17 protein-coding genes and 1 tRNA gene are annotated in these 20317 nt (G+C 59.1%); 15 read left to right on the forward strand and 3 right to left on the reverse strand.

Going from position 1 to position 20317, the window contains the following annotated elements; translation table 11 throughout:
* The first annotated feature begins 126 nt into the window (after nt 1-126).
* A tRNA-Gly gene (locus ACEQFP_RS14155) sits at nt 127-202 on the forward strand.
* A 293-nt stretch (nt 203-495) separates the two neighbouring features.
* On the opposite strand, the gene queG is transcribed toward ACEQFP_RS14155, so the two are convergent.
* Nucleotides 496-1641 carry a tRNA epoxyqueuosine(34) reductase QueG gene (gene queG / locus ACEQFP_RS14160; RefSeq protein WP_370547011.1) on the reverse strand — a complete coding sequence of 382 codons (1146 nt, stop codon included), beginning with the start codon at nt 1639-1641 and terminating at the stop codon, nt 496-498.
* Here queG and nnr point away from each other — a divergent pair.
* From nnr to hflC, 9 genes are all read left to right on the forward strand, one after another.
* Nucleotides 1640-3136 (forward strand): bifunctional ADP-dependent NAD(P)H-hydrate dehydratase/NAD(P)H-hydrate epimerase, encoded by a 1497-nt coding sequence (gene nnr, locus ACEQFP_RS14165; protein WP_047060553.1) that lies wholly within the window; start codon nt 1640-1642, stop codon nt 3134-3136. The genes queG and nnr overlap by 2 nt on opposite strands.
* 30 nt (nt 3137-3166) lie before the next feature.
* A complete protein-coding gene (gene tsaE, locus ACEQFP_RS14170) occupies nt 3167-3631 on the forward strand; it encodes a tRNA (adenosine(37)-N6)-threonylcarbamoyltransferase complex ATPase subunit type 1 TsaE (protein WP_068871100.1) in 465 nt (154 codons plus the stop codon).
* 14 nt (nt 3632-3645) lie between these two features.
* Nucleotides 3646-5313: an N-acetylmuramoyl-L-alanine amidase AmiB gene (gene amiB / locus ACEQFP_RS14175; protein ID WP_370547010.1), complete on the forward strand. Its 1668-nt coding sequence runs from the start codon at nt 3646-3648 to the stop codon at nt 5311-5313.
* A 16-nt stretch (nt 5314-5329) separates the two neighbouring features.
* Entirely contained in the window at nt 5330-7279 is a 1950-nt protein-coding gene (gene mutL, locus ACEQFP_RS14180; RefSeq protein ID WP_370547009.1) for a DNA mismatch repair endonuclease MutL, read from the forward strand.
* 14 nt (nt 7280-7293) lie between these two features.
* A complete protein-coding gene (gene miaA, locus ACEQFP_RS14185; RefSeq protein WP_074428737.1) occupies nt 7294-8229 on the forward strand; it encodes a tRNA (adenosine(37)-N6)-dimethylallyltransferase MiaA in 936 nt (311 codons plus the stop codon).
* Nucleotides 8230-8393: 164 nt separating this feature from the next.
* The gene (hfq, locus tag ACEQFP_RS14190) at nt 8394-8705 is read left to right on the forward strand and encodes an RNA chaperone Hfq (RefSeq protein WP_005281176.1); all 312 of its coding nucleotides are present in this window, start codon (nt 8394-8396) and stop codon (nt 8703-8705) included.
* A gap of 98 nt (nt 8706-8803) precedes the next feature.
* Nucleotides 8804-10084, forward strand: a complete 1281-nt coding sequence (gene hflX / locus ACEQFP_RS14195; protein WP_370547008.1) for a ribosome rescue GTPase HflX — start codon at nt 8804-8806, stop codon at nt 10082-10084.
* Between the two features lie 58 nt (nt 10085-10142).
* A complete protein-coding gene (gene hflK, locus ACEQFP_RS14200) occupies nt 10143-11399 on the forward strand; it encodes an FtsH protease activity modulator HflK (RefSeq protein WP_005296008.1) in 1257 nt (418 codons plus the stop codon).
* A complete protein-coding gene (hflC, locus tag ACEQFP_RS14205; protein ID WP_005281184.1) occupies nt 11399-12400 on the forward strand; it encodes a protease modulator HflC in 1002 nt (333 codons plus the stop codon). The genes hflK and hflC overlap by 1 nt, the downstream gene beginning before the upstream one ends.
* A 473-nt stretch (nt 12401-12873) precedes the next feature.
* Here the strand turns inward: hflC and ACEQFP_RS14210 are convergent, their stop codons facing one another.
* Complete coding sequence (locus tag ACEQFP_RS14210) at nt 12874-13986, reverse strand: acyltransferase (RefSeq protein WP_035598519.1); 1113 nt, start codon at nt 13984-13986, stop codon at nt 12874-12876.
* 190 nt (nt 13987-14176) lie between these two features.
* Between ACEQFP_RS14210 and ACEQFP_RS14215 the strand changes: the two genes are divergently transcribed.
* The 5 genes from ACEQFP_RS14215 to rlmB all read left to right on the forward strand — a co-directional run bounded on the left by ACEQFP_RS14215 (nt 14177) and on the right by rlmB (nt 19864).
* Nucleotides 14177-14377 carry a DUF2065 domain-containing protein gene (locus tag ACEQFP_RS14215; protein ID WP_005281191.1) on the forward strand — a complete coding sequence of 67 codons (201 nt, stop codon included), beginning with the start codon at nt 14177-14179 and terminating at the stop codon, nt 14375-14377.
* Nucleotides 14378-14476: 99 nt separating this feature from the next.
* Nucleotides 14477-15775, forward strand: coding sequence for an adenylosuccinate synthase (locus ACEQFP_RS14220; protein ID WP_005281197.1), 1299 nt, complete (start codon nt 14477-14479; stop codon nt 15773-15775).
* A gap of 338 nt (nt 15776-16113) precedes the next feature.
* On the forward strand, nt 16114-16536 hold the full coding sequence (nsrR, locus tag ACEQFP_RS14225) for a nitric oxide-sensing transcriptional repressor NsrR (protein WP_005281203.1): 423 nt from the start codon (nt 16114-16116) through the stop codon (nt 16534-16536).
* A gap of 38 nt (nt 16537-16574) precedes the next feature.
* Nucleotides 16575-19025: a ribonuclease R gene (gene rnr, locus ACEQFP_RS14230; RefSeq protein ID WP_370547007.1), complete on the forward strand. Its 2451-nt coding sequence runs from the start codon at nt 16575-16577 to the stop codon at nt 19023-19025.
* A 95-nt stretch (nt 19026-19120) separates the two neighbouring features.
* A complete protein-coding gene (gene rlmB, locus ACEQFP_RS14235) occupies nt 19121-19864 on the forward strand; it encodes a 23S rRNA (guanosine(2251)-2'-O)-methyltransferase RlmB (RefSeq protein ID WP_098143449.1) in 744 nt (247 codons plus the stop codon).
* 52 nt (nt 19865-19916) lie between these two features.
* Here rlmB and ACEQFP_RS14240 read toward each other — a convergent pair whose 3' ends face one another.
* Nucleotides 19917-20192 carry a DUF1471 domain-containing protein gene (locus ACEQFP_RS14240; protein ID WP_005296000.1) on the reverse strand — a complete coding sequence of 92 codons (276 nt, stop codon included), beginning with the start codon at nt 20190-20192 and terminating at the stop codon, nt 19917-19919.
* Nucleotides 20193-20317 lie beyond the last annotated feature (125 nt).

Here is a 20317-nt window from a genome sequence, read left to right on the forward strand (position 1 = left end):
CGGGAATAGCTCAGTTGGTAGAGCACAACCTTGCCAAGGTTGGGGTCGCGAGTTCGAGTCTCGTTTCCCGCTCCAAACTTCAAAACACCATTACTGTTATGGTGTCGATGCCAGAAGCATCACTCTGCGGGAATAGCTCAGTTGGTAGAGCACAACCTTGCCAAGGTTGGGGTCGCGAGTTCGAGTCTCGTTTCCCGCTCCAATTTTCTTCTTCGTTTTACCCTATCTCAAGCACATCATCACGATACTCTGCGCAGTCTGCAGTGATTGCTCATACTTCCATTAACAGAGTTATCCACAGGATTCCAGCCACCTCTTCGCCCCTTCGCTTGCGAGCAAAAAAGCATCAAGATTATAACCATTTGATTTATAAGTATAAAAATAAGCAAAAAATCGAGATATGGTTCACTTGCATTTGGCCTGAGGGTTGAATAACAACAAAATTTTATTTTTATACACAGCGGGTCTGTGTAGCTTGTTAGCATGCTCGCGTGACTAGGCGTCGCGCGGCAGCCCCTTCTCGACGGCACGGATCAGTCGACGTTGTTGGTTGCTGCTGATGACCTCAACGTTGTGTGCGTCGCGTTTGGCTAACTGTTGCGCCAACGCCCAGTGAATGTGCTCATCAATGAGTGCACTGATCCCCAGGCGGCGTGTTAATAGCTCGACGATCTCGGCCGTGTAAGGTGCATTGCCCAAGGCGACGCTCAGGTTGCGTAACCAGCGCTGATAGCCGATGCGGCGGATGGGCGAGCCTTCCGTCATGCGTAGGAAGGTGGCCTCGTCCCAGGTGAATAGGGTGGTTAACGCGGGCGCGTGTAGCGCCGTGCGCGGCCGGAAGTCGGCCTCTTCGCTCAATGGCGCCTGACGGTTCCAGGGGCAGATCATCTGACAATCGTCGCAACCATAGATTCGATTGCCGAGTAACGGGCGTAGATCCTCAGGAATGGCGCCTTCCGCTTCGATAGTCAGATACGAGATACAACGCCGTGCATCCACGGTGTATGGCGCGACGATGGCCCCGGTCGGGCAGGTGGTCATGCAGGCGACGCAGCGGCCGCATTGGGCCTCTTGCGCCGTGTCGATAGGTAGCGGCAGATCGACCAAGAGCTCGCCGAGGAAAAACCAGGAGCCAGCCTGCGGATTGATCAGCAGCGAATGCTTTCCGCTCCAGCCGAGACCGGCCTTGGCCGCTAAAGGGCGCTCCAGTAGGGGAGCCGAGTCGACGAAGGGGCGGAAGCCGAGCGTGCCGCCGCAGTGCGCCTGAATCATCTCTCCCAATCGCTTAAGACGGCCACGTAGCACCTTATGGTAGTCGCGTCCCAAGGCATAGCGGCTGATGTAGCCGCGCATCGGATCGTTCAGCGTCGAGGCGAAGGCCGCATGGGGGGGCAGATAGTTCATGCGCACACTGATCACCCGTAGGGTTCCGGGCAACAGCTCGGCGGGGCGAGCGCGCATCATGCCGTGGCGCGCCATCCATGCCATCTCCCCATGATAACCTTGATCCAGCCACGCCTGTAACCGTGCCTCTTCAAGCCGCAAATCCGTATCGGCGATCCCGACCTGCTGGAATCCTAGCGATAGACCCCATTGCTTGATATGTTGGGCTAACTGATGCAGATCGAGGGGATGAGTCATGATGGGCCATTCTTGCTACGGAAACGCCAGCAGTTTAGCACACTATGTCGCGCCAGCGGATTGGGTACGTGACGCAGAGCAGCACGCCGCGCAGGCGCACGGCATCACGCTGGCGGACCTGATGCAGCGCGCCGGTCAGGCGGCTTTTAATCGGATACGCCAATACTATCCCTGTGCACGTCACTGGCTGATCCTGTGTGGACATGGCAATAACGGTGGCGACGGGTATGTGGTGGCGCGCCTGGCGCGCGCCAGTGGCATTCACGTGACGCTGTTGGCTGTCGCCGGAGATGGGGCGCTCCCGATAGAGGCGCAGCAGGCGCGCACGCAATGGTTGCAGGCGGGCGGATGTGTACAGCCAGCCATGCTGCCGTTGCCGGAAGCAGAGGTGATCGTCGACGCCTTGTTGGGCATTGGTCTACACGCCGCGCCGCGTGCGCCCTATGATGGGTTGATCGCCGCGATCAACGCCCATCCCGCCCCGGTGGTCGCGCTCGATCTCCCCTCGGGATTGAATGCCGACACGGGCATTGCTCTCGGGGCCGTGGTGCAGGCCGAGCATACCCAAAGTTTTATCTGCCTGAAGCCGGGGTTATTGACCGGGCAGGCGCGCGCCGTGGTGGGGCAACTGCATTGCGACCCCCTCGGGCTCTCCGGCTGGCTGGCGGCACAGCGCTGGCCATGGCGTCGTCTGGATGGTCAGGATCTGGCGGGGTGGTTGCCGCCACGCTCGCCGTTGGCTCATAAGGGGGAGCAGGGGCGATTGCTGCTGATCGGCGGCGATCATGGCATGGGGGGGGCGATTCGTCTCGCCGGTCAGGCCGCGTTACGTAGCGGCGCGGGACTGGTGCGGGTACTGACGCGGGCGGAGCATGTCGCGCCGTTATTGGCGGCGTGTCCTGAGCTGATGGTCGAGGCGTGGAGTCCGGCGGCATTACACGAGGCGCTCGCCTGGGCCGATGTGCTCGCGATCGGCCCGGGATTGGGGCGGCGAGACTGGGGACGGCGCGCTCTGGCGGCGATCGTTGACTGTCAGCGGCCGATGCTCTGGGATGCCGATGCCCTTAACCTGCTGGCTGAAGCGCCCTCTGCGGATGCGCGTCGGGTGATCACGCCGCATCCCGGTGAGGCGGCCCGCCTATTGGGATGCAGCATCGCCCAGATCGAGCGGGATCGGCCCGCCGCGGTATGCGCATTACAGCGGCGCTACGGTGGGGTCGCGTTGTTGAAGGGGGCGGGCACACTGATTGCCGATGGGACACGGCGTGCGATTGCTGATATTGGTAATCCCGGGATGGCAAGCGGCGGGATGGGTGACATACTCTCTGGTATCATTGGCGGTTTGCTGGCACAAAAGCTCCCGCTGTATGATGCCACCTGCGCAGGCGCTGTCGTGCATGGCGTTGCCGCCGATGTGCTGGCGCAGCGTGAGGGGACGCGCGGCATGTTGGCCAGCGATCTGCTGCCTGAGATCAGGCGTTGGGTAAATCCTTGAACTTGAACGACCAGAACGAACAATACAACTATGACAAGTCTCGTACTGCAACTGCCGGACGAAGCGGCAACCATCGCACTGGGCGACGCGCTGGCGCGCGCCTGTCACTCTGCCACTGTGATTTACCTGTATGGTGATTTAGGGGCGGGTAAGACCACCTTTAGCCGGGGGTTCCTACAGGCCTTGGGGCATCAGGGGACGGTGAAGAGCCCGACCTATACCCTGGTTGAGCCTTATCTGCTGACGCCGCGTCCGGTGTATCACTTCGACCTGTATCGCTTAGCCGATCCCGAGGAGCTGGAGTTTATGGGGATCCGTGATTATTTTGCCCAAGATGCGCTGTTGTTGGTGGAGTGGCCGCAGCAAGGGATGGGCTTCCTGCCGGAGCCGGATATTACGCTGCACTTGACCTATAGTGGCGATGCGCGCCAGGCGGTGATCGAGGCGCACAGCGTACATGGCCAGTCAGTGATGGCCGCCTTGGATCGGCAATAAAGGGACGGGCATTGATGAGGTTGTTGCAGCGGTTTTTGCGTTTTATCTTCCCCCTGACGCTGGGGTGGTGCCTGGCTACGATGGCCTCCGCCGCCCAGTTGACCAATATTCAGGTGAGCAATGGCGATCGTCAGGCGGTGGTCACGCTGAGCTTTAATGCCCCGCCACAATTGACTCAACGTGTCGTGCGTAACCCCGATCGAGTCTTAGTCGAGATCGCCGAGAGTAAGCGTATCACGGGCGGCTTGCCGATGCAGTTTAGCGGGGAGAACATGCTTAGCCGCATTCGTGACGGCGGCGAGCAGCGCGCGGGTAAAGTGTTACTGGTGTTCGATATTACGCAACCCGCCCGGGTCACGCTCAGCCGTAGTGGGCATCGGGCGGTATTGACCCTTCGGGCGGAGGAGCGTGCTGCGCCTAAGCGCTCCAGCGCGGCGCCAGAGCCCGCCGCGTCAGGCAAGAATCCGTTCCATGCCCGTACCCGCCCGGCGGCGCCTGCCCCGGAGGCGAGAGCGGCATCGACACCGGCGGTGCCGGTGCAGACGGCCAAGAACCGAGGGCGCTATGAGGGTTCCCGTATCGTGGTGGCGATCGATGCCGGGCACGGTGGTCAGGATCCCGGCGCCATCGGTCAGGGCGGACTCCGAGAAAAAGATGTCACCCTGGCGATCGCCCGCCGATTGCAGGGGCTGATGGACGAGGATCCGATGTTTCAGCCGGTACTGACGCGTAGCGGCGATTATTTCATCTCGGTGATGGGGCGTTCTGACGTCGCGCGGCGAGAGAAGGCTAACTTGTTGATTTCGATTCACGCCGATGCCGCGCCGAATCGCAGCGCGAATGGCGCCTCCGTATGGGTGCTCTCTAATCGGCGTGCCAATAGCGAGATGGCCGGCTGGTTGGAGCAACATGAGAAGCAGTCCGAATTGCTGGGCGGCGCCGGCGACGTACTGGCCAACAGTAATCAGGATAAGTACCTCAGCCAGACGGTCTTGGATCTGCAATTCGGCCACTCGCAACGGGTCGGCTACGACGTGGCGGTCCAGGTGTTGCGTCAGATGCAGAGCGTCGGGCGGCTACACAAGCGTCATCCGGAGCACGCCAGCCTAGGCGTGTTGCGCTCCCCGGATATTCCCTCGTTGCTGGTGGAGACCGGCTTTATCAGTAATAGCGAAGGGGAACGCCTGCTGGGGAATGGCCAGCATCAGGAACGGGTCGCCCGCGCGATCTATCTGGGGGTACGCAGCTACTTTCTGGCGCACCCATTGCAAAATGGCCCAAAAGTGGAAAACCGGCCGCTGAAAGCCACCGCGGCCGGTAGCACCGCCCGGGCTACGGCGACGACGCCGTCTGCGACACAGATCCATGTGGTGCAGCGCGGCGAGACGCTGCTGGGGATCGCCAATCGTTACGGCTCGACCCTGAGCGGCATGATGCGGCTTAATAACCTGAAGAAAGAGGGCGTCTGGGTCGGTCAGCGTCTGAAGGTTCCGGCGCAGGAGCGTGCCGTCTCTCGCCCGGCGGCGAGCCGTGAGTCAGTGACTCATTTGGTGAAGCGTGGCGACACGCTGACGCGTATCGCCGCACAATATGGCGTCAGCATGGAGGCGATTCGCCAGGCGAATAAAATGAAGAGCGACGAGGTGCAGTTGGGGCAACGGCTGCGCATCCCGTCGCGTTAACCCAAAGGATAGCGCTATGCCGATTCAGATCTTACCCCCACAGTTGGCTAACCAGATTGCCGCCGGTGAGGTGGTCGAGCGTCCGGCATCCGTGGTGAAGGAGTTGGTGGAAAACAGCTTGGATGCGGGCGCGACGCGTATCGACATCGATATCGAGCGCGGTGGCGCTAAGCTGATCCGCATCCGCGACAATGGTGGCGGCATCGGTAAGGCGGAGCTGGCCTTAGCGCTAGCGCGTCACGCCACCAGTAAGATCAGTACGTTGGATGATCTTGAAGCGATCGTGAGTCTGGGGTTTCGCGGTGAGGCGTTGGCGAGCATCAGCTCGGTATCGCGACTGACCATGACGTCGCGGCCCGCCGAGCAGGCCGAGGCATGGCAGGCGTATGCCGAAGGGCGCGAGATGGCGGTGACGGTCAAGCCAGCAGCACACCCTGTGGGTACCACAGTCGAGGTGTTGGATCTGTTCTATAACACCCCGGCGCGGCGTAAGTTCTTGCGTACCGAGAAGACCGAATTCGCGCATATTGATGAGGTGGTGCGGCGTATCGCCTTAGCTCGCTTTGACATTACCCTGAGCCTCCAACATAACGGTAAGACGGTGCGTCAGTATCGAGCGGTACGGGAGGGGGAGGCGCATGAGCGTCGTTTGGCGGCTATTTGCGGTGCACCGTTTATACAGCATGCCTTGGCGGTGACCTGGCGGCACGACGATCTCTCCATTCACGGTTGGGTGGCGGCACCGCAAGGGATGCGTCAGATCGGCGAGCTACAGTACTGTTACGTCAATGGACGCATGATGCGTGATCGCCTGATCACGCACGCCATTCGTCAGGCGTATCAGGATCGGTTGAACGATGAGCATCAGCCCGCTTATGTGCTGTATCTGGAGATCGATCCGCGTCAGGTCGATGTCAATGTGCATCCGGCTAAGCATGAGGTGCGCTTCCATCAGGCGCGTCTGGTGCATGACTTTATCTATCAGGCGGTGGTCGAGGTGTTGCAGCAGGCGTCCCCGACTGCGCTGGCGGCCGCTCCCGCTGCCGAGCCCACGCTTAGGGAGGCAGAGCCTGCGCCGCGTCGAGCGCTCGAAAACCGTGCCTCGGCGGGGGAGAACCGATTTACTCGACCCACGACGGAGGCACCCCTCGCACCGGCCCATGCCGTTACGCGTGGCGGAGCCACTCCGCGCCTGCCCGCCGGCGAGATTTTTCGTCGCCGGGAGGGCGAGCTTTATCAGCGTCTACTGGCGGCGGAGCGGGGGCCGGCCAGTCGTGCGCAGGAGGCCGCCGCGGCGTCATCGCCCGTCTTGACCTCGTCACCTACTCCGGCGAGTGCCGATGCGTCGCCGGTTGCGCCAAGTTTGTGTGTCGCCGATCGCTCCGAGATGACGACAGAGACGCTGGGACGCGTGTTGACCCTGTGCGCCGAGGGGATCGCCTTGACCGAGAGTCGGTCGGGGGTGGCGTTGCTCAATCTCGACTATGGCCGCCGCTGCTTGTTGCGGGTACAGCTGTTACCGGCCGCGGATGAGGCGTTGAAGGCGCAGCCGTTGTTGATCCCGGTACGACTGACGCTGGAGGAGGCGGAGCGATGCGCGTTGCAGGCACAAGCGGGCCTGTTACAGCAGCTGGGTATCCAACTGACACTGGAGCGCCAGCATGCCTTATTACACGCGGTTCCACTGCCATTACGGCAACAAAACTTGCCGCGCCTGATCCCGCAACTGTTAGGCTACCTGGCGACGGCAGCGGCGTGTGATCTCGCGAGCGTGGCGACTTGGCTGGCCGATCATTGGCAGGGTGAGGAGGCGGAGAGATGGACACTGGCGCAGGCGGTACAGCTGTTGGCCGATCTTGAACGTCTCGCGCCCCAACTGGTAAAGTCGCCGCCCCTGGCGCTTTTGCAGCCGTTGGATTTACACCCCGCCGTGGCGCGATTACGCCAGGCGGAACAACCCAGTTGAGTAACGACAAGCAGATGCAGAAATTACCTCCGGCAATTTTTCTTATGGGGCCGACCGCCTCGGGCAAGACAGCGTTGGCTATGGCGCTGCGTGAGCGCTTTCCGCTGGAGATTATCAGCGTCGACTCGGCGTTGATCTATCGCGGCATGGATATTGGCACCGCTAAGCCTAGCGCAGAGGAGTTGGCGCGGGCCCCGCATCGACTGATCGATATTCGTGATCCGCTGCAGAGTTACTCTGCCGCTGACTTTCGCGCCGATGCGTTGCGTGAGATGGCCGAGATCACCGCGCAGGGGCGTATTCCGCTACTGGTGGGCGGCACCATGTTGTACTACAAGGCGCTGTTAGAGGGGTTATCTCCGTTACCGCCCGCGGATGCAGGCGTACGTGCGCGCATCGAGCAACAGGCGCGTGAACAGGGTTGGCAGGCCTTGCATCATGAGTTGGCGCGTATCGATCCTGTGGCGGCGGCACGTATTCATCCGAATGATCCACAGAGACTGAGCCGCGCACTGGAAGTTTTTTTCGTTTCGGGTAACACTTTAACAGAACTGACTCGCATTAGCGGGGAAGCGTTGCCTTATAGCGTCAGCCAATTTGCCATCGCGCCGTCGAGTCGTGAATTGCTGCACCAGCGTATCGCGTTGCGCTTTCAGCAAATGTTGGTGGCCGGATTTGAACAGGAAGCCCGTAAGCTATTTGCCCGGGGCGATCTGCATCCCGATCTGCCGTCGGTGCGTTGTGTCGGTTACCGCCAGATGTGGTCCTATTTGGCCGGTGAAATTGATTATGATGAGATGGTTTACCGCGGCATTTGCGCTACCCGTCAGTTGGCGAAGCGGCAGATGACCTGGTTACGTGGATGGGAGTCCGTGCAGTGGCTGGACAGCGACAAGCCCGCTGAGGCACTGGATTGCGTGGCACAGGTTGTTAGTGCATCGCTTGACTGATTGTGTACAATTGGGCTATGGCTGTGCGTTTGCTTGGCCTTTGTGAACCGGATAGTACACCGTGCGCATTTTTTACGCAGTTTATTTTGATTAGAACCATCGGGTTCTTAGTACTGAACGATTGTTATATACAACAAGCAACTAGCAAATAAGGAAAAGATAGAATGGCTAAGGGGCAATCTTTACAAGACCCGTTCTTGAACGCGCTGCGTCGTGAACGTGTCCCAGTTTCGATCTATTTGGTGAATGGTATTAAACTGCAAGGTCAGATTGAATCTTTTGATCAGTTTGTCATTCTGTTGAAGAACACGGTCAGCCAGATGGTCTATAAGCACGCGATTTCTACCGTGGTCCCTTCCCGTCCGGTGTCTCACCATAGCGGTAATGCGGGTGCAGGCAGCACGGGTAGCAGTAACTATCATCACGCCGGTCAGGCCGCTTCCCAGTCCACTCAGGGCAGCGATGACGCTGAATAAGGCGTATTGTTGGTCAGTCCCGTCGGGGAGCCGTGATGGCGAATCGTCATCTGCGCTCTCCGTTCTCATCGGACTATGCCGTTTGAGAGGTTTCTCCTTTGTTTGACCGTTACGAAGCCGGTGAACAGGCCGTATTGGTTCATATCTATTTTTCTCAGGAAAAAGATAGCGAAGATCTGAGTGAGTTTGAATCTCTGGTCTCCTCAGCAGGCGTGCAGGCGTTGTGCGTCATTACGGGTAGCCGTAAGGCACCACATCCCAAATACTTTGTTGGCGAGGGCAAGGCGCAAGAGATCGCCCAAGCTGTCGCCGAGACCGACGCCTCGGTGGTGCTGTTCGACCATCCGTTGTCGCCAGCGCAGGAACGTAACCTGGAGCGGCTATGTCAGTGCCGTGTCATCGATCGCACTGGGCTGATCCTGGATATCTTTGCCCAACGGGCACGTACCCATGAAGGTAAGTTGCAGGTCGAGCTGGCTCAGTTACGCCACTTAGCGACCCGCCTGGTGCGTGGCTGGACCCACCTGGAACGCCAGAAGGGGGGGATCGGCCTGCGTGGGCCGGGCGAGACGCAGTTGGAGACGGACCGTCGTCTGTTGCGCGATCGCATCCATTTGATCCTGGGGCGTCTGGAGAAGGTAGAGAAACAGCGCGAGCAGGGGCGCCGAGCACGAGTGCGCGCCGAGATCCCGACGGTTTCCTTGGTGGGGTATACCAACGCCGGCAAGTCGACGCTGTTTAATACCCTGACGACGGCCAGCGTCTATGCCGCCGATCAGCTGTTCGCCACGCTAGACCCCACCCTGCGTCGGGTCGAGGTCGATGATGTCGGGGCGACGGTATTGGCCGATACCGTCGGCTTTATCCGCCATTTACCGCACGATTTGGTCGCGGCCTTCAAGGCCACGTTGCTGGAAACCCGGCAGGCTTCACTTTTATTACACGTCGTTGATGCATCGGACGCGCGGGTCGATGAGAATATCAACGCGGTCAATACCGTACTGGCAGATATCGGGGCGGATGGCATCCCGGTGTTGTTGGTGATGAACAAGATCGACATGCTGCCGGACTTTGCGCCGCGTATCGATCGTGATGAAGAAAACCGTCCGTGGCGTGTCTGGGTATCGGCCCAGCAGGGCTGCGGGATGGATTTGATATTCCAGGCGTTAAGTGAACGTCTGGGCGGTGAGATCGCCAGCTATACGCTGCGTCTGCCGCCAGCGGCAGGGCGTTTGCGCAGCCGTTTTTACCAGCTTCAGGCAATCGAAAAGGAATGGATTGAAGAGGATGGCAGCATCGGACTCCAGGTCCGTATGCCGGTCGTTGACTGGCGTCGTCTCTGCAAGCAACAACAGGAATTGATAAGCTTTATCGTTTAGCAATTGCCTGCTAGATTGAGTCCTGAGGAACACCAATCAATGAAGAATGGAGCGAAGCATGGCGTGGAATCAGCCCGGTAATAACGGACAGAACCGCGACCCGTGGGGGAGCAGCAATAACAATGGCGGCAACTCCGGCGGAAACAATAATAAGGGGGGGCGCGACCAGGGGCCTCCGGATCTGGATGATCTGTTCCGTAAGATGAGTAAGAAGCTGGGCGGCCTCGGCGGAGGTAAAAGCAATGGCTCGGCGGGCGGCCCACGCTCATCGATCGGTGCGAAGAAGGTGGTCGGCCTCGCCGTAGCTGCCGTGGTGGTGATCTGGGCCGCCAGCGGTTTCTACACCATCAAGGAAGCGGAGCGTGGCGTCGTGACACGTTTTGGTAAGTTCAGCCATCTGGTGCAACCGGGCCTGAACTGGAAGCCGACCTTTATCGATGATGTTATCCCGGTGAACGTCGAGTCGGTGCGTGAACTGGCCGCCTCTGGGGTGATGCTCACCTCCGACGAGAACGTGGTGCGCGTCGAGATGAACGTACAATACCGGGTAACCAATCCGGAAGAGTACCTGTTTAACGTGACCAATGCCGATGACAGCCTGCGCCAGGCGACAGACAGTGCCCTGCGTGCGGTGATCGGCAAGTACACCATGGACACCATCCTGACGGAAGGGCGTACCGTTATCCGTAATGATACCCAGAAGGTGTTGGAGGAGATCATCCGTCCATACCATATGGGGATCACTATCCTGGACGTTAACTTCCAGGCCGCGCGCCCGCCGGAAGAGGTGAAGGCAGCCTTTGATGACGCCATCGCCGCGCGTGAGAACGAGCAGCAGTACATCCGTGAGGCAGAAGCCTACACCAACGAGGTGCAGCCGCGCGCCAATGGTCAGGCACAGCGTATCCTGGAAGACGCCAAGGCGTATAAGGACCGTACCGTGCTTGAGGCCCAGGGTGAGGTCGGGCGTTTCTCTCGTCTGTTGCCGGAGTATAAGGCATCGCCGGAGATCACCCGTGAGCGTTTGTATCTGGAGACCATGGAGCGCGTATTGGGTCAAACCCGTAAGGTGCTGGTCGACGACAAGAGCAACAACCTGATGGTGCTGCCGTTGGATCAGATCATGCGTGGTGGCGATAAGGGCGCGGCGCAGACGAGCGACAGCAAGGATACCAGCCTGATCCGTCTCAACCCGCCGCAGGCCAGTAACAAATCGGCCAGCAGTAGCAGCAGTAGCACGGATAGCAGCGTGATGGACCAGCGCCGCGTCAACGCTCAGCGTAACGATACCACTCGTCTGGGGAGAGATTATTAATGCGTAAGTCTTTGTTAGTGATTCTCATCGTCGTGCTGGTCGCGTTGTATGCTTCTCTATTCGTGGTACAAGAAGGGCAGCGCGGTATCGTGCTGCGCTTCGGTAAGGTGTTGCGTGATGACGAAAACAAGCCGCTGGTGTATGCACCGGGTCTGCATCTGAAGATACCGTTTATTGAATCGGTGAAGATGTTGGACGCGCGTATCCAGACCATGGATAACCAGGCGGATCGCTTCGTGACCAAGGAGAAGAAGGATCTGATCGTCGACTCCTATATCAAGTGGCGTATCAGTGACTTCAGTCGTTACTACCTGGCGACGGGCGGTGGCGATATCTCTCAGGCCGAGGTGTTGCTGAAGCGTAAGTTTAGCGACCGTCTGCGTTCCGAGATTGGTCGTCTGGATATCAAGGATATCGTTACCGACTCACGCGGTAAGTTGATGGAAGATGTGCGCAATGCATTGAACACCGGTACGGTAGACGATGCGGCGGCCCCGACCGAAGCCGATGATGCCATCGCCAGCGCGGCGGCGCGTGTGGCGCGGGAGACTAACGGCAAGGCGCCGGCGGTCAACCCGAACAGCATGGCGGCCCTGGGGATCCAGGTGGTGGATGTGCGTATCAAGCAGATCAACCTGCCGACGGAAGTCTCCGACGCTATCTACCAGCGTATGCGTGCTGAGCGTGAGGCGGTAGCCCGCCGTCATCGCTCTCAAGGGCAGGAGGAGGCCGAGAAACTGCGCGCCACCGCCGACTACGAGGTAACGCGTACCCTGGCGGAAGCGGAGCGTGAAGGGCGTATCATTCGGGGTGAAGGGGATGCCGAGGCGGCTAAGCTGTTTGCCGATGCCTTCAGTAAAGATCCCGACTTCTTCGCCTTTATCCGTAGCCTGAAGGCCTATGAGAATAGCTTTAAGGCTGGCCAGGATGTGATGGTGCTGCGCCCGGATAGCGACTTCTTCAAGTACATGAAGTCACCGGATGGTAAAGGCAGCAAGTAAGCCGACTTGTGACACCGCGAAGGGATGCCCATGGGCATCCCTTTTTTATGCTCTGGCGTATACCGCGGCGAGGGGCGAGAAGGGGCGGCAAGAGGCATCCGGGGCTTTATTTGTGGCCCGCTTGGGTAATGTGCGGCTTGGAGGGATTCTCCACCCTGCAAGGCGTCAGTCGTCCTAGGGACGCTATCGTGATCAGCCTCAGCGCACATGAGGCCTCCACGTATAGTGATGACCTCCTTGAAGGTCCTCTTGCTAACGTGGTTTGGTTCGTCCGACAACTATTCGCTATCGCTCCCTCTTGCCCGTAGACATGCGTTTATTGCCGGGTTCACCCCGCGGCGTTGGGCGTGTTTGATGTCGCGACTATTCCCAACGAGTCGGCCATGTGATAAGCGTGCCGGCGTGTTGAGGGGGAATGGCGCATAAAAAGGGATACCCGTAGGTATCCCTGATGATGATGCGAAGCCTAGTGGTCAGGCGGTGGGCAATTGCCCGACATTGCGGCGCAGCGTCTTGCTCATCAGCAGACGCTCGGTCTTCACCGCCAGGGGCTTAAACAGGACCGACAGGCGTTCGATGGCCACCAGTACGATCAGGTATAGGGCGATGGCCTGTGTGGCATTGAGTACCGACATGTCCAGATTGGCACTGAGGAAGATCACCACCACATGTTGCAACAGCATGATGATATAGGCGCGCGAGGCGAGGCTGAGCAGAACCTGACTGACCTGCGGCCGGCTGAGCCAGGGGTGCAGCAGCTGGTAGAGCGCCTGGACGATGAAGAAGAAAGCCACGGCGAACAACAGACTCACCGGCGCCAGGGGGAATAGCACCTCACGCACCGTCTGGTGGCTGAGATGTGCCCAGGTGACGCCGGCGGTGATCAACAACCCAGCCAGCAGCGCCAATGGGCGAGCGTAACGGGTAAACTGGATCTGCAGATGGATAAACAGCATCCCGAAGGTGAAGTCACTGATACGCACCTGCGCCGACCAATAGGGATTCGTGACGCGGGTATCATAGGCGGCCAGTGTGATGGCGACGGTAGCCAGCATGGTCCACATCGGGTAGCGTACCATAGCGCGGTAAATCAATGGTGAGATGGCATACAACAGAATGATGCACCCGATAAACCACTCCCCGGTGAAATAGACCGTCTTGATCTCATACACCCCGTGCAGGTAATGGTCGAAGCCGAGTACCGAGGGCAACATATCCAGCACTGATCGGCTACCGCTCGGCCCGACCTCGGCCAGCGGATTATTGGGGTAAATGAAGAAGGCGCTCAGTGCCAACAGCAGTAGCGCCATACCAAAATAGGCGATGTTGTAAGGGATCAACACCGAATAGACGCGTCGCAGGTAATACTCGCCGGCCGCATATTTGCGTAGCGACAGGTAGGCCAGCGCGCCCGAGATCATAAAGAAAAATGAGACACCCAATCGGCCGATGCCTGCGGTCAGATACTCACGCGGGAAGGTCAGCACGCTGCTGGTATCGAACATATAACTATAGTGCGAGGTGATCACGAAGAGCACCGATACGACGCGCAAAATGTCAAAGAAGTGGTTGCGCCCTGGTTTCATTTCGCCTCCTGAAAAAAGTTGGCGGATTATAGCGGATGTTATGCCATATTGGCTAAGGAGTGTTCTGAAAATTACGCCGCGCGTAGGCATGTCGGGCTAAGCACGTGGAGTTTGGCGTTCTGTGCTTCCAATTATAGAATCGCGCACCTTATTCAGACACTCGGCCCGAGGGGGCGTTCACGGGGGAAAGATGAATTCGACGATTTGGATGGCGTTGGCGCTGGTATTGGTAGTCGAGGGGTTGGGGCCAATGCTTTTTCCGCAGGCATGGCGGCGAATGATCGCCACCATGACGCAGTTGCCTGATGGATTATTGCGCCGTTATGGCGGTGGTCTAGTGGTTGCCGGGCTGGTGATCTACTACATGTTGCGTAGTCGCCTCGGTGGATGATATGTCAGACAAAATTTGCGCAATCGTGTGCGAAAAAGAGCTGAAAGCTGAAAAGTGAGATGGTAGAATCCATTTTTAACAACGTGGTGAATAGCTAAAATGGGTAAGAACGTCGTCGTACTGGGCACCCAATGGGGTGACGAAGGTAAAGGTAAGGTCGTAGACCTCCTAACTGAACGGGCCAAGTATGTTGTACGCTATCAGGGCGGGCACAACGCGGGCCATACGCTAGTCATTAACGGTGAAAAAACCGTTCTGCATCTGATTCCCTCAGGCATTCTGCGCGAAAACGTCGTCAGCATCATCGCCAATGGCGTGGTTTTGGCGCCGGACGCGCTGCTGCGTGAAATGACCGAGCTGGAAGCACGCGGTGTGCCGGTGCGTGAGCGCCTGCTGCTGTCTGAAGCCTGTCCGCTGATCCTGCCGTATCATGTCGCGCTGGACAATGCGCGCGAGAAAGCGCGTGGCGCCAAGGCCATCGGCACCACCGGTCGTGGTATCGGCCCGGCCTATGAAGACAAGGTCGCTCGCCGTGGTCTGCGCGTGGGTGATCTGTTCGATAAAGAGAGCTTCGCCGTCAAGCTGAAAGAGATTATGGAATACCATAACTTCCAGCTGGTGAACTACTACCATGTCGACGCCGTCGACTACCAGACGGTGCTGGATGAGGTGATGGCGGTAGCCGACCTGTTGACCAGCATGGTTGTCGATGTCGCCGATCTGCTGAACAAAGCCCATCGTAACGGTGACTATGTGATGTTCGAAGGCGCCCAGGGCACCCTGCTGGACATCGATCATGGTACCTATCCGTATGTTACCTCCTCCAACACGACCGCGGGTGGCGTGGCGACCGGTTCAGGTATTGGTCCGCGTTGCGTGGATTACGTGCTGGGGATCGTGAAGGCGTACTCTACCCGTGTGGGCGCGGGTCCGTTCCCGACCGAACTGTTCGACGAGGTGGGTGACTTCCTGTGCGAGAAGGGTAACGAATTTGGCGCGACAACTGGCCGTCGTCGCCGTACCGGCTGGTTGGATGCGGTCGCCGTACGTCGTGCCGTCGAGTTGAACTCGCTGTCGGGGTTCTGCCTGACGAAGTTGGACGTGCTGGATGGTCTGGATGAAGTGAAGATCTGCGTCGGATATCGTCTGCCGGATGGTCGCGAAGTGGATGTGACGCCACTGGCCGCCGAAGGCTGGGAAGGCATCGAGCCGATCTACGAAGTCATGCCGGGTTGGAAAGAGAGCACCTTCGGCGTGAAGAGCCGTGATGGCTTGCCGCAGGCGGCGCTGGACTACATCAAGCGTATCGAAGACGTTACTGGGGTACCGGTTGATATCATCTCTACCGGTCCGGATCGTGCGGAAACCATCGTTCTGCGCCATCCGTTCGACGCTTAAGCGCGTCGTACCGTCGTTAACAAACCGGCCTATGGGCCGGTTTGTTGTTTTCGCCTCCGCGTATCGGCTCAATCCTCGCCGATATCACTAAATAAATTAGTCGCTTTCATCTGGCTGGTTTATTATCCAGTATAGGTAGTCTCCCTAACGATTCAGGCACCTTGAGAACGTGTGTCGTTATGGAGTCTAGCCTAGCTCCCCTCCCTCGCCTCGCGCGATCTACCGTATCCGTGAGCGGTGGGGGCGTTCTCCTCGCCGTGACGAGGCGTGGTGGTGTACGCCAGGCCGACCCTTCTCCACGACTCACCGTCGATGCGGTGTGATAAATAGAGGTATTCGTGCAGTTAACCAGTTTTACCGATTTTGGCTTGCGCGCCCTGGTGTATATGGCCGCCTTGCCAGAGGGGCAGATGACCAGCATCAGCCAAGTGACGGAAGTCTATGGCGTGTCGCGTAATCACATGGTCAAGATAATCAACCAGCTTAGCCGGGCCGGCTTTGTCGCCGCGGTACGCGGTAAGAATGGCGGTATCCGCCTCGGGCGTCCGGCTAGCGAGATCCGCATCGGTGACGTGGTGCGTGAGCTGGAGCCGTTGACACTGGTTAACTGTTCGCAGTCGTTTTGCCATATCACGCCGGCGTGCCGGTTGAAGCCTGTGCTACAGCGTGCGACGGAAGCCTTCTTGGCAGAGTTGGATAAATGCACCTTGGCCGACCTGATAGAACATAACTCACCGCTTTATAAACTGCTGCTGGTCTAGTCCCGCGGCAGCATGCTGATGACAACGGAGGAACCCCAATGTCACAAGATCCCTATCTGGAACGCGAAGCCGAAAAATACGCCTCCCCGATCCCCAGTCGTGAATTTATTCTGATGCACCTGGCCAAGCGCGAGAAGCCGGTCAGTCGTGAGGAGCTGGCGCAGGAGTTAGCGCTGACCAGTGACGATGATCTGGAGGCGCTGCGCCGCCGACTACGCGCCATGGAGCGCGATGGGCAGCTGATTTTTACCCGCCGCCAGTGTTACGCCTTACCGGAGCGCCTCGATCTGATCAAAGGTACGGTGATCGGCCACCGCGATGGCTTTGGTTTCCTGCGTTGTGAAGGGCAGAAGGATGATCTCTACCTGTCGCCGGAACAGATGAAGATGTGCATGCATGGCGACGTGATCTTGGCCCAGGTGACCGGCAGCGATCGGCGCGGGCGCAAGGAGGTACGTGTCGTGCGCGTGCTGGAGCCACGTGCAGGCCTGATCGTTGGGCGTTACTTTACCGACGCGGGTACCGGGTTTGTGGTGCCGGATGATGGCCGCCTAAGCTTCGATATTTTGATCCCTGCCGAGGCGATCGCCGGTGCCCGGATGGGCTACGTGGTGGTGGTCGAACTGACCCAGCGCCCAACGCGTCGGACCAAGGCCGTCGGCAAGATTGTCGAGGTACTGGGCGACAACATGGGGACCGGCATGGCGGTGGATATCGCACTGCGTAGCCATGAAATTCCTCATACTTGGCCGGAGCAGGTTGAGCGCCAGGTGGCCGATCTCAGCGAACAGGTACCGGAGGAAGCCAAGGTCGGGCGCGTGGATCTGCGTGATCTACCGCTGGTAACCATCGATGGCGAGGACGCACGCGACTTTGATGACGCGGTGTATTGCGAGAAGAAGCGTGGTGGCGGTTGGCGCCTGTGGGTCGCCATCGCCGATGTCAGCTACTATGTACGCCCCAACACCGCGCTGGACCACGAGGCGCGTAGCCGTGGTAACTCCGTCTACTTCCCCTCTCAGGTGGTACCGATGCTGCCGGAGGTGCTCTCCAATGGGCTATGCTCGCTTAACCCACAGGTCGATCGCCTGTGCATGGTATGCGAGATGACCATAGCCGCCAGTGGGCGCCTCTCCTCCTATAAGTTTTACGAGGCGGTGATGAGCTCTCATGCGCGTCTGACCTACACCAAGGTGGCGCACATCTTGGCTGGCGACCAGGAGTTGCGTGAGCACTATCATGCGTTGGTCAAGCCGCTAGAAGAGTTGCATGCTTTGTATAAGGCGTTGGATCATGCCCGTGAGCAGCGCGGCGGGATCTCTTTCGAGACGGAAGAAGCCAAGTTTATCTTTAACACCGAGCGGCGCATCGAGCGCATCGAGCCGACGGTTCGCAACGACGCGCATAAGCTGATCGAAGAATGTATGATCTTGGCCAACATTTCGGCGGCGCGCTTTATGGAGAAATACCACGAGCCGGCGCTGTTCCGTATTCATGACAAGCCCAGCGAAGACCATGTGATGGCGCTGCGCACCGTCTTGGCGGAGCTGGGGCTCACCCTGGGCGGCGGGACACAGCCGGAGCCGAAGGATTATGCGCTGTTGATGGATCAGGTCGCCGATCGTCCCGATCACGAGATGTTGCAGACCATGTTGCTGCGCTCGATGAAGCAGGCGGTCTACGATCCGGAGAACCGCGGCCACTTCGGGTTGGCGCTACAGGCCTATGCGCATTTCACCTCGCCGATCCGCCGTTATCCTGACCTGTCGTTGCACCGCGGCATCAAGTATCTGCTGGCGCGTGAGCAGGGGCGTACGGAGCGCTGGACACCGAGCGGTGGCTGGCACTACCACCTGGAGGACATGCTGCAGCTGGGGGAACACTGCTCGATGACCGAACGGCGCGCCGATGAGGCGACCCGTGACGTCTCCGATTGGTTGAAGTGTGACTTCATGCAGGACCACGTCGGTCAGACCTATGGTGGCATCATTACCAGCGTGACCGGCTTCGGCTTCTTTGTACGCCTGGACGATCTGTTTATCGATGGGCTGGTACATGTTTCGACGCTGGATAATGACTACTACCGTTTCGACCAAGTGGGGCAGCGCCTGATCGGCGAGTCCTCTGGGCAGGTTTATCGCCTGGGTGACAAGGTCGAGGTGAAGGTGGATGCGGTACATCTGGATGAGCGTAAGATTGACTTCGCGCTGATTTCGACGGCACGTGGTGTACGCGGCGCGGGCAAGACGGCGCGCGTCAAGGCGAAGCAGACCGCCAACGGTAAAGAGAAGAAGCCATCGCGTGCTGCACGACGCGGTGGTAAGATGCCGGCCAATTTTGAGCCAGATGGTGCTTTCCGTCGTGGCGATGCTGCGACGCCCGCCAAGAAAGGGAAGGGCAACGGCAAGAGTAAGAAGCCGTCGGCGCAGACGCGTAAAATTGCCGCCGCCACCAAGGCGAAGCGGGCACGCAACAAGAGCGCTGGCTAAGCCGGTGCGTCATACGGGCGGCTTGGCCGCCGCCCATCGACCCATCTAACGCCGGCCCCTTATGGGGCCGACGATGAGTAATAAATCTGACGATTATGAGTGAAATCATTTACGGCATTCACGCCGTCAAAGCCCTGTTGGAGCGCGATCCGCAGCGTTTCTTAGAAGTATTTGTCATGAAGGGACGCGAGGATCGTCGCCTGCTGCCGCTGTTACAACAGTTGGAGGAGGGCGGCATTCGGGTACAGGTCGCCCAGCGCCAATGGCTGGATGAGAAGGTGGAGGGTGCCGTACACCAAGGCATCGTGGCACGCGTCAAACCGGGCCGGCAATATCAGGAGACCGATTTGCCCGATCTGCTCGCCTCGTTGGATCATCCGCCATTCCTACTGATCCTCGATGGCGTGACCGACCCGCATAACCTGGGCGCCTGCTTGCGTAGCGCCGATGCCGCAGGCATCGATGCGGTGATCGTGCCGCGCGATCGCTCCGCGCAACTGAACGCGACCGCTAAGAAGGTCGCTTGTGGGGCGGCAGAGAGCGTGCCGTTGATCCGGGTGACCAATCTGGCTCGGACTATGCGCCTGTTGCAAGAAGAAAATATCTGGATCATCGGCACGGCCGGCGAAGCGGATCACTCGCTGTATCAGAGCAAGATGGCTGGCGCGATGGCGTTAGTGATGGGCGCCGAGGGCGATGGTATGCGCCGTCTGACGCGTGAGCATTGCGACGAATTGATCAGTATCCCGATGGCGGGAAGCGTGTCTTCGCTTAACGTCTCGGTCGCCACGGGGATCTGCCTGTTTGAGGCGGTTCGCCAGCGTAGCGCGGCGCGTTGATCGACGATGGGGCGCCGGTCTGCTGGCGCCCTGAGAGTCCGACGCCGCTCTCTTAGCGGTAGAGTGCCGCTGTTGCCCGCCATCCCATTTGACCCTCCTCCTCGCGCATACTCAGGATCCGGTAGTAACTGGCACCGCGCCGATCGGCTTGGTGCGCGATGGTGCGCTCCACATCCTGCGGATCGCCGAGAATACCTTGTAACGAGAGTAAATCCATCTGGTTGAAGTCGGTGACCTGATCAGCCTGCGCATACTCGGCCGATTGTGCAGCGGTACCGATCAGACCGATAGAGAGCAGTAATGATGTGAGTAGCGGAGAACGACTCATGGCACCTCCCGGTTCTAGCCCGTCCAGCGGGGGAACTTTGGCTGCGCGATACCTCCTCATACCACACCTAAGAGTGCGAACGCGGCCAAAAAATCTACACGACTGGTTTATAATGAAACAGCGGG

This window comes from Edwardsiella sp. A.80236 (genome assembly GCF_044540725.1).
Taxonomy (GTDB): Bacteria; Pseudomonadota; Gammaproteobacteria; order Enterobacterales; family Enterobacteriaceae; genus Edwardsiella; species Edwardsiella tarda.